The following is a 15582-nucleotide window of genomic DNA, read 5'->3' as shown; positions in this document are numbered from 1 at the left end:
CAGTTTACAGGGCTGGGCATTTATATCCTCGCCTGTTTAGGACGAAGTGCCATTACATCACATGCGAATGGAAAAAATATTCCACATGAAAAATTTATAGAATAAATATTGATTGACGCCCCAAGACGTTCTAGTCTGCATTTACCAACAGTGGTGTGCGCATCCTCGGCGCGCATCGCAGGCTGATAAAAATAATAGGAGCCAGCATGGTTCAGACACGTTTTTCCACTGGGCGTCCATTGGATCTGATCTGCCTCGGACGTCTCGGCGTGGATCTGTATGCGCAGCAGGTCGGTGCGCGCCTCGAAGACGTCAGCAGCTTCGCCAAATACCTTGGTGGCTCTTCCGCGAATATCGCCTTTGGCACCGCTCGGCTGGGCCTCAAGTCGGCGATGCTCAGCCGGGTCGGTGATGACCACATGGGGCGCTTTCTGGTCGAGACCCTCGATCGGGAAGGCTGCGACGTCAGCGGGATAAAAATTGACCCGGAACGCCTCACCGCCCTGGTATTGCTGGGGCTCAAGGACCGCGAAACCTTCCCGTTGGTGTTCTACCGTGAAAATTGCGCCGACATGGCGTTGCGCGGTGAAGACATCAACGAAGACTACATCGCTTCCAGCAAAGCCCTGTTGATCACCGGCACGCATTTCTCGACCGAGCCGGTGTTCAAGGCCAGCAGCCAAGCGCTGGACTACGCCGAAAAACACAACGTCAAACGCATCCTCGATATCGACTACCGGCCCGTGTTATGGGGGCTGGCGAGCAAGGCCGATGGCGCTACCCGCTTTGTCGCCGATCAAAAAGTCAGCCAACACGTGCAGCGTATCTTGCCGCGCTTCGACCTGATTGTAGGCACCGAAGAAGAGTTTCTGATCGCGGGCGGCGGCACAGACCTGCTCGCTGCACTGCGTACGGTGCGCGAGCTGACCGCCGCCACCCTGGTGGTCAAACTGGGTCCGCAAGGGTGCACGGTGATTCACGGCGCCATTCCTGATCATTTGGAAGACGGCGACATTTATCCCGGTGTTCGGGTTGAAGTATTGAACGTACTGGGCGCGGGCGATGCCTTTATGTCAGGCTTCCTCAGTGGCTGGCTGAACGAGGCCAGCGACGAACGCTGTTGCCAATTGGCCAACGCGTGCGGTGGGTTGGTGGTGTCGCGCCACGCCTGTGCGCCGGCCATGCCGACCCCGGCGGAATTGAATTATCTATTCGACAGCCCGGTGCCGATTACGCGGCCGGACCAAGACAGCGTGCTGCAACGACTGCATCAGGTCAGCGTGCCGCGCAAACAATGGAAGCAGCTGTTTATATTCGCCTTCGACCACCGGGGCCAACTGGTGGAGCTGGCGCAGAAAGCGGGTCGCGATTTGGAGAGCATTGGTCAGCTCAAGCAGTTATTTATTCAGGCGGTGGAGCGGGTCGAAGTGGATTTGCAACAGCGCGGGATTGAAGCCAGCGTCGGGCTGCTGGCCGATCAGCGCTTTGGTCAGGATGCGCTGAACAGCGCCACCGGTCGCGGCTGGTGGATCGCCCGCCCAGTAGAAGTGCAAGGCTCGCGACCGTTGGCGTTTGAACACGGCCGTTCCATCGGCAGCAATTTGCTGGCTTGGCCCAAGGAGCAGATCATCAAATGCCTGGTGCAATTTCACCCCGACGACGAGCCGTTGCTGCGCCTGGAACAGGAAGCCCAACTCATGGGCCTGTACCGCGCCGCGCAAACCAGCGGCCATGAATTGCTGCTGGAAGTCATCCCGCCAAAGGATCACCCCTCGACTCATCCCGATGTGCTCTATCGCGCCCTCAAGCGTTTATACAACCTTGGGATCTTCCCGGATTGGTGGAAAATCGAGTCTCAGACCGCCGAGGTGTGGCAGCAGTTGGATGAATTGATCAGCGAGCGCGACCCGTATTGCCGAGGCGTGGTGTTGCTGGGCCTCAACGCTCCTGCTGAAGCCCTGGCCGAAGGGTTCAAGCAAGCCAGCCGTAGCAGCAGTTGCCGAGGGTTTGCCGTTGGCCGGACGATTTTTCAGGAGCCAAGCCGCGCCTGGATGGCCAATGAAATTGATGACGCGACGCTGATCAGCCAGGTGCAACGGACGTTCACGTTCTTGATCGAATCCTGGCGCGAGGCGCGAGCCTGACGGTATAGCGATGGACTGAACTCAGCCGGTCAAAACAAAAATAGCGGTCAGTTGATAACACATACAGGTGCATCCATGCCCACTTCGAACACCCCTTCAGCGATCCGGATCGGCATCAATCCGATTTCCTGGAGCAACGACGACCTGCCAGCCCTCGGCGGTGAAACCCCCCTCAGTACCGCCTTGAGCGAAGGCGCGGAAATTGGCTACGAAGGTTTTGAACTCAACGGCAAGTTTCCCAAAGACGCAAAGGGCGTCGGCGATGTGTTGCGTCCTTACGGCTTGGCGCTGGTCTCGGGCTGGTATTCCAGCCGTCTGGCCCGGCGCTCGGTGGCTGAGGAAATCGCGGCCATTACGCCCCATGTGCAATTGCTCGCGGAAAACGGCGCCACGGTGTTGGTGTACGGCGAAGTGGCTGATTCGATTCAAGGGCAGCGTATTCCACTGGTGGAGCGGCCACGGTTTTACAGTGATCAGGCGTGGCAGGAATACGCCGACAAACTCACCGAATTGGCGCGCTTCACCTTGTCTCGTGGCGTGCGTTTGGCCTACCACCATCACATGGGCGCCTACGTTGAATCGCCTCAGGACATCGATACGTTAATGGCCCTAACCGGCAGCGAAGTCGGCCTGTTATTCGATTCGGGCCATTGCTACATGGGCGGCGGCGAGCCGTTGCAGGTACTGAAAAAACACATCGAGCGGATCTGCCACGTGCATTTCAAAGACGTGCGCAAGCCGGTGGTGCAACTGGCGCGCAATAACCTCTGGAGTTTCCCGGACTGCATCATCAACGGCACGTTTACCGTGCCCGGCGACGGTGATATTGATTTCGCCGCCTTGCTCGACGTTTTGTTGGCCGCCCACTACAGCGGCTGGCTGGTGGTGGAAGCCGAACAAGACCCTGCGGTCGCGCCGAGTTATGCCTACGCCAAAAAAGGCTACGAGACCCTGCGCGATTTGCTCGCCGATGCCCAACACAGGAGCGCTTGACCATGAACCTGTTAGTTAAAAGTAACGCTGAAGGTCGTGACGTTGTCGCCCTGGCAGATGGGGCATTGGAATACGTCGGTTTCGCTGCCTACCGCTTGAGCGTCGGTGAGCGTTTGCCGATCAGTTCCGGTGAAAAAGAACTGTGCCTGGTGCTGCTCAGCGGCCGGGTTGATGTGACGGGTGAGGCGCCGGGGCAGGCTGGCTTTAAATGGCAAAACATCGGCGACCGGCACTCGGTGTTCGAAGACAAATCACCCTTTGCCGTGTACTTGCCACCCCACAGTCAGGCGCAGGTCACCGCCCTGAGCGCAGTGCAAATTGCCGTGTGCGCCGCCCCCGGTGATGTTGTCAAGCAATTGCCGGCACGCTTGATCCGCCCTGAAAGCATGAAACGCAGCAGCCGGGGCAAGGCCGCCAATACCCGTTATGTGTGCGACATCCTCCCTGACACTGAGCCTGCCCATTCGCTGTTGGTGGTGGAAGTGCGCACGCCCTCCGGGCATTCGTCCAGCTACCCGCCCCACAAGCATGACCAGGATGACCTGCCCCACGAGAGCTTTCTTGAAGAAACCTATTACCATCAGGTCAACCCGCCGCAAGGCTACGTGTTTCAGCGGGTGTACACCGACGACCGCAGCATTGATCAAGCCATGGCTGTGGAAAACAACGACTTGGTCACGGTGCCCAAGGGTTATCACCCGGTCAGTGTGCCCTATGGCTACGAGTCGTATTATTTGAACGTGATGGCCGGTCCGAAACGTGCCTGGCAATTTCACAACGATCCTCAGCACAGCTGGCTATTGGATCTTTAACCCCTATTCGATGAGGAACAGTGGCATGAGCAACACTCCGATTATTGGTCACTACATCAACGGCCACGTGCTCACCGGCTCGGGTCAAAACGACGCCAGCGAGCGTTTCAGCAATGTGTTCAACCCCGCCACTGGCAAGGTGCAGGCGAAAGTCGCGCTGGCCGGTGTGAAAACCGTGGATGAGGCCGTGGCTTCTGCATTGGCGGCGTTTCCGGCCTGGGCTGATCAGTCTTCGCTGCGCCGCGCCCGGGTGATGTTCAAATTCAAAGAGCTGCTGGATCAACACCATGATGAGCTGGCAGCGATCATCAGCCGCGAACACGGCAAAGTGTTTTCCGACGCCAAAGGTGAAGTCACACGCGGAATCGAAATCGTCGAATTTGCCTGTGGTGCGCCGAGCCTGTTGAAAACCGATTACAGCGATAACATCGGTGGCGGCATCGACAATTGGAACCTGCGCCAACCGTTGGGTGTTTGTGCCGGGGTCACGCCGTTCAACTTCCCGGTTATGGTGCCGCTGTGGATGATTCCCATGGCCTTGGTCACGGGTAATACCTTCATTCTCAAACCCTCTGAACGCGACCCTTCGGCCAGCTTGTTGATGGCGCGTCTGCTCAGCGATGCCGGGTTGCCAGACGGTGTGTTCAACGTGGTTCAGGGCGATAAGACTGCCGTTGATGCCTTGCTGCAACACCCGGACATCGAAGCTATCTCGTTTGTCGGTTCGACGCCGATTGCCGAATACATCTACCAGCAGGGCACGTCGCGGGGCAAGCGTGTGCAAGCCTTGGGCGGTGCCAAAAACCACATGATCGTCATGCCTGACGCCGACCTCGATCAGGCCGCCGATGCTTTGATCGGTGCGGCCTACGGTTCCGCCGGCGAGCGCTGCATGGCGATTTCCATCGCGGTGGCGGTCGGTGACGTCGGCGACCAACTGATCGAAAAACTGCTGCCGCGCATCGACCAACTCAAGGTTGGCAATGGCATGCAACGCGACATTGACATGGGGCCGCTGGTGACTGGCGAGCACAAAGCCAAAGTCTTGGGGTTTATCGATCAAGGGGTAGAGCAGGGTGCCCAGCTGATTGTCGATGGCCGTGACTTCAGCGTGCCGGGTTCAGAAGAAGGTTTCTTCGTCGGCGCCACGCTGTTCGATAACGTCACCCCTGACATGACTATTTATAAGCAGGAAATTTTCGGTCCGGTGCTGGGCATTGTTCGGGTGCCGGATTTCGCCAGCGCCGTGGCGTTGATCAACGCTCATGAGTTCGGTAACGGCGTGTCGTGCTTCACCAGTGATGGCGGCATTGCCCGTGCCTTTGCTCGCACGATCAAGGTCGGCATGGTCGGGATCAACGTTCCGATCCCGGTGCCGATGGCCTGGCATTCGTTCGGCGGTTGGAAGCGCTCGTTGTTCGGCGATCACCATGCGTATGGCGAAGAAGGCATGCGCTTTTACAGCCGCTACAAAAGTGTGATGCAGCGCTGGCCAGACAGCATCGTCAAAGGCCCGGAGTTCGGTATGCCCACTGCTAAATAACCTCTCACCCGTGTACGTTTAGGAGAATAAAAATAATGAGTCATCCCCTGCGTTTCGCCCTGAATCGTATGGTTGCCCCACGTCTGTCGCTGCCAGATTTTATTGATCTGGCAGTGACGCTGAACGCCGACGCGATTGAAATCCGCAACGACCTCAAGGGCGTTGAAATCGAGAACGGTATGGCGCCTCAGGCCGTGCGTGAACAGTGCGCGGCCCACGGCATTCGGGTGTTGTCGATCAACGCGTTGTACCCGTTCGATGTCTGGGACGACGAGCGCCGGGCGCAGGCGCTGAAGTTGGCGGCTTATGCCCGGGACTGCGGCGCTGAGGCGTTGGTATTGTGCCCATTCAATGGCCCCACCGATCCGCGGACTGTCGGTGAGCGGGCGTCGGGATTACGGACTGCATTGAGTGAGCTGGCGCCTATTTTACTCGAGTACGGGATCCTCGGTTTCGTCGAGCCGCTGGGTTTTCAGCAATGCTCGCTACGGTTTAAGCGCCAGGCGGTGGACGCCATAACCGCCACTGGTGGGCTGGATGTATTTCGGGTCGTGCATGACACCTTTCACCACCATCTGGCGAATGAAAAAGAGTTTTTCGCGGACCTCACCGGGTTGGTGCACATCTCCGGTGTCGAAGACGGCGACGTACCGCTGCCAGATATTCGCGACGGGCACCGGGTGCTGGTGGGTGAGGGCGATATTCTCGGCAATTCGACGCAGATTGATCGGTTGCTTAGCGATGGCTACATGGGGCACCTGTCCTTCGAGCCCTTCGCTGACAGCGTGCATGAGTTGGATGATATTCAGCAGGCCGTCTCGGCGAGCATGGCTTATTTAAAGCGTTGAATGTGCGGGCCTCTTCGCAGGCAAGCCTGCTCCCACAGAGGTGTGTGCAGGCTTGCCTGCGAAGAGACCCATAGGACAAAGGGAATCAAACATGAAAACAACACGATTAACCATGGCCCAAGCGCTGGTGAAGTTTCTTGATAACCAGTACGTGGAAGTCGATGGGGTGGAGAGCAAATTCGTCGCCGGTGTGTTCACGATTTTCGGCCACGGCAATGTGTTGGGCATCGGCCAGGCCCTGGAGCAAGACAGCGGGCAATTGATCGTCCATCAAGGCCGCAACGAACAGGGCATGTGCCACGCCGCCATTGGTTTTGCCAAACAACACCTGCGGCGCAAGATTTACGCCTGTTCTTCATCGGTGGGGCCGGGCGCTGCGAACATGCTCACTGCGGCGGCGACCGCGACGGCCAACCGTATTCCGTTGTTGCTGCTGCCCGGCGATGTCTACGCCAGCCGCCAACCGGACCCAGTGTTGCAACAGATTGAGCAGTTTCACGACTTGAGCATCAGCACCAACGATGCGTTCAAAGCCGTGAGCAAATACTGGGACCGCATCAACCGTCCTGAGCAGTTGATGAGTGCCGCCATCAATGCGATGCGCGTGTTGACTGACCCGGCCGAGACCGGCGCCGTGACCTTGGCCTTGCCGCAAGACGTGCAGGCCCAAGCCTACGATTACCCGGACAGCTTCCTGCAAAAACGCGTACACCGCATCGACCGTCGCCCCGCCAGCGACGCCATGCTTGGCGATGCCTTGACGTTGCTCAAAGGCAAGCGTAAGCCGTTGCTGGTGTGTGGCGGCGGGGTGCGGTATTCCGGCGCGGCGGATGCTTTGCAGGCATTCGCCGAGCGCTTTGATATTCCGTTCGCCGAAACCCAGGCCGGTAAAAGCGCAATAGTTTCAGCCCACCCGTTAAACATGGGCGGCTTGGGCGAAACCGGTTCGCTGGCCGCCAACCTGTTGGCCAAGCAAGCAGACCTGATCATCGGCATAGGCACCCGCTACAGCGACTTCACCACCGCCTCGAAATGGCTGTTCCAAAACCCCGACGTGCAATTCCTCAACCTCAACGTCAGTGCTTTTGATGCGCAGAAACTGGACGGTGTGCAACTGGTGGCGGATGCCAAGTTTGCGCTGTTGGCCTTGACCGATGCGCTGAACGACAGCGGTTATCGCTCGGCATGGGGCGATCAGCCGCACCAGGCACGGGCGAGACTGGATGCCGAAGTGGATCGCATCTACGCGGTGGAATACCAAAGCGACGACTTCGTTCCAGAAATCAACGACCACCTTGATCCGGCCGTGCTGCGGGAATTTATCGAGATGACCGGTTCTTGCCTGACCCAAAGCCGGGTACTGGGCGTACTCAATGCAAGCCTGCCCCGTGACGCCGTGATTGTTGCCGCCGCTGGCAGTTTGCCGGGTGATTTACAGCGCGCCTGGCGCACCACCGCGGTCAACAGCTACCACGTGGAATACGGTTTTTCCTGCATGGGTTACGAGGTCAATGCCGCACTGGGGGTCAAGCTCGCCGAACCGCAGCGTGAGGTCTATGCGCTGGTGGGCGACGGCTCTTACATGATGCTGCACTCGGAGCTGGCAACCTCGATTCAAGAGCGCTGCAAGATCAACGTGATCCTCCTCGACAACATGACCTTCGGTTGCATCAACAACCTGCAGATGGAACACGGGATGGACAGCTTCGGCACCGAGTTTCGCTTCCGTAATCCGGAAACCGGCAAGCTCGACGGCGATTTTGTCCCGGTGGATTTCGCCATGAGCGCAGCGGCCTACGGTTGCAAGACCTACAAGGTGACCACAATTGCCGAACTTGAAGCGGCATTGCTTGATGCGCAGAAACAGACCGTCTCTACCCTGATCGATATCAAGGTTCTGCCCAAGACCATGATCCACAAATACCTGTCGTGGTGGCGCGTGGGCGTGGCCGAAGTCTCGACCAACGGCACCACCGCGCAGGTGTTTGAAAAGCTCAGCAACGAATTGGCGAAAGCCCGCAAATACTGACAACTCACTCCACAACAACCACAACGGGAGCAGTGAAATGGCGTTGAAAATAGGCGTAATCGGCACCGGCGCAATTGGCCAGGAACACATCCGGCGATTGAGCCAGACCTTGTTGGGCAGCCAGGTTGTGGCGCTGAACGACATCAATCTCGAACAGGCCGCCAACGTGACCCGCGACCTGGACCTGACCGCTGAGATTTACCCCGACGGCCATGCGTTGATCAATGCTCCAGAGGTGGAAGCGGTGCTAGTGACGTCCTGGGGCCCGAGCCACGAAGCGTTCGTGCTGGCCGCGATTGCGGCCGGTAAGCCTGTGTTCTGTGAGAAACCATTGGCCGTTACTGCCGAGGGCTGCCGCCGAATCGTTGATGCTGAAATCGCTTACGGCAAGCGTCTGGTGCAGGTCGGTTTCATGCGCCCCTATGACGAGGGTTATCGGGCGCTCAAAGCAGTGATCGATAGCGGGCAGATCGGCGAGCCGCTGATGCTGCACTGCGCCCATCGCAACCCGACCGTGGGTGAGAATTACAAAACTGACATGGCGATTACCGACACGCTGATCCATGAGATCGACGTGCTGCGTTGGTTGCTCGACGATGATTATGTTTCGGTTCAAGTGGTGTTCCCGCGCAAAACCGGCAAAGCTTTCGCGCACCTCAAGGACCCGCAAATTATCTTGCTGGAAACCGCCAAAGGCACGCGCATCGATGTCGAAGTGTTCGTCAATTGCCAATACGGTTACGACATTCAGTGTGAAGTCGTCGGCGAAACCGGGATTGCGCGCTTGCCGGAGCCCTCACAAGTCCAGTTGCGCAGCGGCGCCAAACTGTCTAGCGCGATCCTTATGGACTGGAAAGACCGCTTCATCGCCGCTTACGACGTCGAGTTGCAAGCCTTCATCGACAGCGTACGCATCGGTCAGATCGGCGGCCCCTCCGCGTGGGATGGCTATGCCGCCGCAGTCACCGCCGACGCGTGTATCGAAGCCCAAAAAAGCGGAGCAATCGTCCCCGTGGGCTTGCCGGAGCGGCCAGCGTTTTATGATTGACACATTTTCAAGGAGCCAACTTGTTGGCGAAGCGATTCATCAGCCAATCGCCAACAAGACGGTATCTACAGGGATTTCACGTGAGTTGAGCAATGGTTTCATGAAGGAGAACAATAATGCGCATTGCACTGGACCCTTACATGTACCGCCATCTGTCACTCGGGCAGATGGTCGATAAAGTCGCCGCGCTGGGCTACGAACACATTGAGCTGTCGCCCCGCGAAGACTTTCTGCCCTTCTATAAATACCCCCGCGTTGATCGGGCGCGGATCAAAGAGTTTCGCAAAGCCTTGAGCGACGCCGGGGTCAATCTCTCGTCATTGTTACCGCTCTATCACTGGGCCGATGCCGACGAAGAGCTGCGCAACGCCGCTGTGCGCAATTGGAAGCGTGCGATCCAAGTCGCCGTGGAAATGGACTGCCCGCTAATCAACACTGAGTTCAGCGGCCAGTCCAATAATGCATTGGTCTGTGAAAACCAGTTTATGAAATCCATGGACGAACTGATGCCGATCTTCGAGCGCGAAGGCGTGAAGCTGGACATCCAGGCGCACCCCTACGATTTTTGCGAGCGCAACAACGAATCCGTAGACATCCTCCGTGGCCTGGATTGTGACTGGATCAACTACCTGTATGCCGCGCCGCACACCTTCTTCTATGACGACGGCAAAGGTGACATCGCCTCAATGCTCCGCTACGCAGGCGAAAAGCTCACTCATGTGATCATCGCCGACACCTACAACCACCGCGCCTCTTCGGGTCTACGCTATATCGTCAACCCGCCGGGCGTTACGGCCACGGTGCATCAACATTTGGACATAGGGCAGGGCGATGTGGATTGGCCGGCGTTCTTTTCAACCCTGCGCGACATCAAGTTCGACGGCATCGCCACCGTCTCGGTGTTTGCCTGGGAAGAGCGTGCCGACGAATCCAGCCGCTTCATGCTGGAACGGGTGAGAAGCGAGTTGATCAGATAAGCACACTGAAACTGCCTTGAGGCTGTGGGAGCGAATTCATTCGCGAATGCCAAGACTCGGTGGCGACGGGTACACCGCTTTCGTCGGCAAGCCCACAGGACACATTGAACACTCAAACTGTGGAAGCAGGCTTGCCTGCGAAGATTACGGCGTAAATATTTTGAATCAGAGGACCTTTAAATGCGTATTGGATTAGTCGGATATGGCAAAGGTGGGCGCTATTTTCACGCGCCGTTGATCGCCAGCTTGCCGGGTGCCAGTTTTGTCGGCGTCGTTACCCGTTCCCCGGAGCGGCGCCTGGAGTTGGCGCAGGACTACCCCAACGTCCTGGCGTTCGACACGCTGGCGGCGCTGGTCGGCAACGGCGTGGATGCAGTGGTGATTTCCACGCCATTGGCCTCGCGACGGGCACTGATTCTCGAAGCCATCGAACTGGGCGTGGCCGTGGTCAGCGATAAGCCGTTCGCCAACGACGCGGCTCAGGCCCGGGAGTTGGTCGAGGCCGCTGAGCGACGCGGTGTGCTGCTGAGCGTGTATCAAAACCGTCGCTGGGATTCGGATTTCCTGACCGTCCGCAAACTGATCAATAACGGCGTGCTGGGCGACATCACGCGTTTTGAATCCCGAGTGGAACGTTATTCACCTAAATCCGTGGGCAAGGTCAGCGGCGGTGGAATGCTTCGCGATTTAGGCAGTCACTTGGTAGATCAGGCCCTCTTGTTGTTCGGTCCTGTGTCACGGGTGTACGCCGAACTGGACTTTTCAACCTCAGACAAAGAACTCGATCACGGGTTTTTTGTGTCGCTGACCCACGCCAGTGGCGTGGTTTCGCACCTCTGGGGCAGCTGTTTGCAAAACTGTCCGGGGCCGCGTTTCAGGGTCAGCGGCTCAGCAGGTTGCTACAGCGTGGAAGGGTTAGACGGGCAGGAAGCTTCAACCTTAGCTGGGCTGTCACCGAAAAGCGAAGGTGATAACTGGGGCGTTGAAGAACATCGCCGCTGGGGCTGGTTCGAACAGGGCGAACAGCGCGAACGTATTCCTTCCGAACGTGGCTGCTGGAACGAGTTTTATCGGCAGTTGCAGGACGCGGTTGCAGGTAAAGGCAATAACCCGGTGGACGCGCGCGATGCAGTGGCGTCAGCCGTGGTGCTGGACGCGGCGCGAGCGAGTGCCGAGTCAGGCACGGTAATTAAGCTGTAGGCGAACCCTGTAGGAGCGAACGTGTTCGCGAGGCGATGAACCTGATGCGCCACATCAGCCTTCGCGCCAACACGTTGGCGCCTAAAGAGGTGCAAGTCAGTAGCGTAAAAATAGAAAAGAATTCTAAAAGCAGTTGATATAGAAATTATTTTCTAATAGAGTCGTTCCAAGTTATCCATACAACTACAAAAACGTGGAGACAGACCGATCATGAACACCCCTATCCGTTTCACTTCTCTTGCCTTGTCACTTATGTTCGTCAGCGGCGTTGCCTTGGCCGATATGAAAATCGGCGTGAGCATGTCGCAGTTCGATGACACCTGGCTGACCTACCTGCGCGAAGACATGGCCACCAAAGCCAAGTCCATGCCTGACGGTGTGTCGCTGCAGTTTGTGGATGGTCGTGCTGACGTGAACAAGCAGTTGAGTGATGTACAAGCCCTGATAAACCAGAAAGTGGATGCACTGATCGTCAACCCGGTCGATACCGCCGGTACCGCGAAGATTACTCAGGCTGCCGTCGCGGCAGGTATTCCGTTGGTGTACGTCAATCGCCGTCCAGATGATCTCCACCTGCCTAAGGGCGTGATTACTGTGGCCTCCAATGACGAAGAGGCCGGCAAGTTGCAGATGCAGTACTTGGCCGACAAGATGGGTGGCAAGGGCAGTATCGTGATTCTGTTGGGCGACTTATCAAATAACTCCACGAAAGGTCGCACCGATGGAGTCAAAGAAATTCTGAAAAAATACCCAAATATCAAGATAGACCAAGAACAAAGTGGCACGTGGTCACGGCAAAAAGGGATGGACCTGACCAACGACTGGATCACCCAGGGCAAAAAATTCGACGCGGTGGTCGCCAACAATGACGAAATGGCCATCGGTGCGTCCATGGCGTTGAAGCAGGCGGGCGTTGCCAAGGGTAGCGTGATGATTGCCGGTGTCGACGGCACGCCGGATGGCTTGAATGCGATTACCAAGGGTGACCTTACGGTATCTGTATTCCAGGATGCCAAAGGTCAGGCCGATGGTGCCCTGGATGCCGCTGTGAAGATGGCCAAGAAAGAACCGGTCGAACAGTCGGTCTGGGTGCCCTATCGCCTGATCACCCCGGAAAACGTTGCTTCGTTCAAATAACAGAATCATCTCTTTCTATAACAAGAATGTCGCGAGAGGATTTGTCACATGTTCACTTCTGGTACGACTCCAAGTAACGCCACGCCCGATGTGTTGGCGGGCGCTGCCGCGATGGACACTGTCGACACGCCGTATCTGCTGGAAATAGTCAATGTCAGCAAAGGCTTTCCCGGCGTGGTGGCCTTGTCCAATGTGCAGCTTCGCGTGCGCCCCGGTTCAGTGCTGGCGTTAATGGGCGAAAACGGCGCGGGCAAGTCCACGCTGATGAAAATCATTGCCGGCATCTACCAGCCCGATGAAGGCGAGATACGTTTGCGTGGCAAGCCGATCAGCTTTGAAACTCCGCTGGCGGCGTTGCAAGCGGGGATCGCGATGATCCATCAAGAACTTAACTTGATGCCACACATGAGCATCGCCGAAAACATCTGGATCGGCCGCGAACAGCTCAATGGTCTGCACATGGTCGACCATAAAGAAATGTACCGCTGCACGGCAGACTTGCTCCAACGCCTGCGGATCAAACTTGAACCGCAGGATTTGGTAGGCACGCTAAGCATCGCCGAGCGGCAGATGGTCGAAATCGCCAAAGCGGTGTCGTATGACTCAGACGTGTTGATCATGGACGAACCGACCTCTGCCATCACTGAAACAGAAGTCGCCCACTTGTTCTCGATCATTGCTGACTTGAAGGCTCAGGGTAAGGGCATCATCTACATCACCCATAAAATGAACGAAGTGTTCAGCATCGCCGATGAAGTCGCTGTGTTCCGCGACGGTGCCTACATCGGCTTGCAACGCGCCGACAGCATGGACGGTGACAGTCTGGTGTCGATGATGGTGGGTCGAGAACTGAGCCAGTTGTTTCCTGAACGTGAAAAACCTTCCGGCAACTTGCTGCTCTCAGTGCGCGATCTGCGTCTGAATGGCGTTTTTGAGGGCGTTTCATTTGACCTGCACGCCGGGGAAATTCTCGGCATCGCCGGTTTGATGGGCTCAGGACGTACCAATATTGCCGAAACCCTTTTTGGCATTACGCCCAGCGATGGTGGCGAGATTCAGCTCGACGGCGTCAGCGTACGCATCACCGACCCTAATCTGGCGATCAAAAAAGGCTTCGCCCTGCTGACCGAAGACCGCAAATTGACTGGCCTGTTTCCGTGCCTGTCGGTGCTGGAAAACATGGAAATGGCCGTCATCCCGCATTACGCAGGTGGTGGTTTTATCAAGCAAAAAGCCTTGCGTACCTTGTGCGAAGACATGTGTCAGAAGCTCCGGGTAAAAACCCCTTCGCTGGAGCAGTGCATCGATAACCTGTCCGGTGGTAATCAACAGAAGGCCTTACTCGCCCGTTGGCTGATGACCAATCCGAGGATATTGATTCTCGACGAACCCACCCGCGGCATCGACGTTGGCGCCAAGGTGGAGATCTATCGATTGATTACTTTCCTGGCCAGTGAAGGCATGGCGGTGATCATGATTTCTTCGGAGTTGCCCGAGGTCTTGGGCATGAGCGATCGGGTCATGGTCATGCACGAGGGCGAGATGATGGGCATGCTCGACCGTGGCGAGGCGACCCAAGAGCGAGTGATGCATCTGGCTTCCGGCAATTCGATTCACTAGCCGGTCGACGCCGCAGAGAGAGGAGTAACCGCTATGAACGCAATTATTGGCAACAAACCTGTCGCTGTCCCGGCAAGGTCTAAACGGCGTTTGCCTACCGAACTGAGCATTTTGTTGGTGCTGATCGGTATCGGCCTGGTCTTTGAAGTGTTTGGTTGGATCGTTCGTGATCAGAGCTTTTTGTTCAACTCGCAACGTTTGGTACTGATGATCCTGCAAGTCTCGATCATCGGTTTGATCGCCATTGGTGTGACCCAAGTCATTATCACCACCGGTATCGATTTGTCCTCCGGTTCGGTATTGGCGCTGTCAGCGATGATTGCCGCGAGCCTGGCGCAAAGCTCCGATTACACCCGTGCGGTGTTCCCATCGCTCACTGATTTGCCGGTCTGGATTCCGGTGGCGGTTGGCATGGGCGTGGGGCTGCTGGCCGGTGCCATTAACGGCAGTATTATCGCCATTACCGGCATTCCGCCCTTTATCGCCACTTTGGGCATGATGGTCTCGGCGCGTGGCTTGGCGCGCTTCTACACCGCAGGCCAGCCCGTGAGCATGTTGAACGACTCCTACACGGCTATCGGTCAGGGCGCGATGCCGGTCATTATTTTCCTGGCGACGGCGGTGGTGTTCCATATCGCCCTGCGCTACACCAAGTACGGCAAATACACCTACGCCATCGGTGGCAACATGCAGGCGGCGCGCACCTCCGGGATCAATGTCAAACGGCATTTGATCATTGTCTACAGCATTGCCGGTCTGCTGGCGGGGTTGGCAGGCGTCGTCGCTTCAGCGCGGGCAGCCACCGGGCAAGCCGGTATGGGCGTGTCCTACGAACTGGATGCGATTGCCGCAGCCGTCATTGGCGGCACCAGCCTGTCAGGGGGGGTAGGGCGTATTACCGGCACGGTCATCGGTGCTTTGATTCTGGGTGTCATGGCCAGCGGTTTTACGTTTGTTGGTGTCGATGCGTATATCCAGGACATCATCAAGGGCCTGATCATTGTCGTTGCCGTCGTCATCGACCAATACCGCAACAAACGCAAAATCAAACGTTGATCGCTGAACGTCTCCTGGGGCCAGCCCTGGCCCCTTATACCCGTCGTCCCTCCAGCCCGGAACTGATGCCTGTTTTCAGGGGTCAGACCGTCACTGATGCGCAAGTCATTGTCCGATCAGTGGTCACTCAAGCCGCTGGGTGACCGGCTTGAGTGACTTGTTGCGCAAAACTGCT

12 protein-coding genes are annotated in these 15582 nt (G+C 57.2%); all 12 read left to right on the top strand.

What is annotated here, in order from left to right:
• Positions 1 to 206: 206 nt before the first annotated feature.
• Positions 207 to 2144: a bifunctional 5-dehydro-2-deoxygluconokinase/5-dehydro-2-deoxyphosphogluconate aldolase gene (locus RHM59_RS09305; protein WP_322165331.1), complete on the top strand. Its 1938-nt coding sequence runs from the start codon at positions 207 to 209 to the stop codon at positions 2142 to 2144.
• 75 nt (positions 2145 to 2219) lie between these two features.
• Positions 2220 to 3137: a myo-inosose-2 dehydratase gene (gene iolE / locus RHM59_RS09300; protein ID WP_322165330.1), complete on the top strand. Its 918-nt coding sequence runs from the start codon at positions 2220 to 2222 to the stop codon at positions 3135 to 3137.
• A 2-nt stretch (positions 3138 to 3139) separates the two neighbouring features.
• Positions 3140 to 3949 carry a 5-deoxy-glucuronate isomerase gene (gene iolB / locus RHM59_RS09295; protein WP_322286456.1) on the top strand — a complete coding sequence of 270 codons (810 nt, stop codon included), beginning with the start codon at positions 3140 to 3142 and terminating at the stop codon, positions 3947 to 3949.
• A gap of 25 nt (positions 3950 to 3974) precedes the next feature.
• The gene (locus tag RHM59_RS09290) at positions 3975 to 5492 is read left to right on the top strand and encodes a CoA-acylating methylmalonate-semialdehyde dehydrogenase (protein ID WP_322183667.1); all 1518 of its coding nucleotides are present in this window, start codon (positions 3975 to 3977) and stop codon (positions 5490 to 5492) included.
• 35 nt (positions 5493 to 5527) lie between these two features.
• Positions 5528 to 6340, top strand: a complete 813-nt coding sequence (locus RHM59_RS09285; RefSeq protein WP_322286455.1) for a TIM barrel protein — start codon at positions 5528 to 5530, stop codon at positions 6338 to 6340.
• A 91-nt stretch (positions 6341 to 6431) separates the two neighbouring features.
• Positions 6432 to 8369 carry a 3D-(3,5/4)-trihydroxycyclohexane-1,2-dione acylhydrolase (decyclizing) gene (gene iolD / locus RHM59_RS09280; protein WP_322183670.1) on the top strand — a complete coding sequence of 646 codons (1938 nt, stop codon included), beginning with the start codon at positions 6432 to 6434 and terminating at the stop codon, positions 8367 to 8369.
• Positions 8370 to 8406: 37 nt separating this feature from the next.
• Positions 8407 to 9417, top strand: a complete 1011-nt coding sequence (locus RHM59_RS09275; protein ID WP_322286454.1) for a Gfo/Idh/MocA family oxidoreductase — start codon at positions 8407 to 8409, stop codon at positions 9415 to 9417.
• A gap of 116 nt (positions 9418 to 9533) precedes the next feature.
• Positions 9534 to 10394, top strand: coding sequence for a sugar phosphate isomerase/epimerase (locus RHM59_RS09270; protein ID WP_322183674.1), 861 nt, complete (start codon positions 9534 to 9536; stop codon positions 10392 to 10394).
• A 180-nt stretch (positions 10395 to 10574) separates the two neighbouring features.
• A complete protein-coding gene (locus RHM59_RS09265; protein WP_322165322.1) occupies positions 10575 to 11594 on the top strand; it encodes a Gfo/Idh/MocA family oxidoreductase in 1020 nt (339 codons plus the stop codon).
• Positions 11595 to 11804: 210 nt separating this feature from the next.
• The gene (locus RHM59_RS09260) at positions 11805 to 12731 is read left to right on the top strand and encodes a sugar ABC transporter substrate-binding protein (RefSeq protein WP_322165321.1); all 927 of its coding nucleotides are present in this window, start codon (positions 11805 to 11807) and stop codon (positions 12729 to 12731) included.
• A gap of 48 nt (positions 12732 to 12779) precedes the next feature.
• The gene (locus RHM59_RS09255; RefSeq protein WP_322165320.1) at positions 12780 to 14351 is read left to right on the top strand and encodes a sugar ABC transporter ATP-binding protein; all 1572 of its coding nucleotides are present in this window, start codon (positions 12780 to 12782) and stop codon (positions 14349 to 14351) included.
• A gap of 33 nt (positions 14352 to 14384) precedes the next feature.
• Positions 14385 to 15407: an ABC transporter permease gene (locus tag RHM59_RS09250; protein ID WP_322183678.1), complete on the top strand. Its 1023-nt coding sequence runs from the start codon at positions 14385 to 14387 to the stop codon at positions 15405 to 15407.
• Positions 15408 to 15582: the final 175 nt, after the last annotated feature.

The sequence above is a fragment of the Pseudomonas sp. MH10 genome, from assembly GCF_034353045.1.
Lineage (GTDB): Bacteria > Pseudomonadota > Gammaproteobacteria > Pseudomonadales > Pseudomonadaceae > Aquipseudomonas.
This window is presented reverse-complemented; position numbering and strand designations above follow the sequence as displayed.

Bases quoted from the DNA above. Each gene is read 5' to 3' on its own strand.
- RHM59_RS09270 (WP_322183674.1), top strand. From the start codon at position 9,534: ATGCGCATTGCACTGGACCCTTACATGTACCGCCATCTGTCACTCGGG.
- RHM59_RS09275 (WP_322286454.1), top strand. From the start codon at position 8,407: ATGGCGTTGAAAATAGGCGTAATCGGCACCGGCGCAATTGGCCAGGAA.
- iolB (WP_322286456.1), top strand. From the start codon at position 3,140: ATGAACCTGTTAGTTAAAAGTAACGCTGAAGGTCGTGACGTTGTCGCC.
- iolD (WP_322183670.1), top strand. From the start codon at position 6,432: ATGAAAACAACACGATTAACCATGGCCCAAGCGCTGGTGAAGTTTCTT.
- RHM59_RS09290 (WP_322183667.1), top strand. From the start codon at position 3,975: ATGAGCAACACTCCGATTATTGGTCACTACATCAACGGCCACGTGCTC.
- RHM59_RS09305 (WP_322165331.1), top strand. From the start codon at position 207: ATGGTTCAGACACGTTTTTCCACTGGGCGTCCATTGGATCTGATCTGC.
- RHM59_RS09250 (WP_322183678.1), top strand. From the start codon at position 14,385: ATGAACGCAATTATTGGCAACAAACCTGTCGCTGTCCCGGCAAGGTCT.
- RHM59_RS09285 (WP_322286455.1), top strand. From the start codon at position 5,528: ATGAGTCATCCCCTGCGTTTCGCCCTGAATCGTATGGTTGCCCCACGT.
- RHM59_RS09255 (WP_322165320.1), top strand. From the start codon at position 12,780: ATGTTCACTTCTGGTACGACTCCAAGTAACGCCACGCCCGATGTGTTG.
- RHM59_RS09260 (WP_322165321.1), top strand. From the start codon at position 11,805: ATGAACACCCCTATCCGTTTCACTTCTCTTGCCTTGTCACTTATGTTC.
- iolE (WP_322165330.1), top strand. From the start codon at position 2,220: ATGCCCACTTCGAACACCCCTTCAGCGATCCGGATCGGCATCAATCCG.
- RHM59_RS09265 (WP_322165322.1), top strand. From the start codon at position 10,575: ATGCGTATTGGATTAGTCGGATATGGCAAAGGTGGGCGCTATTTTCAC.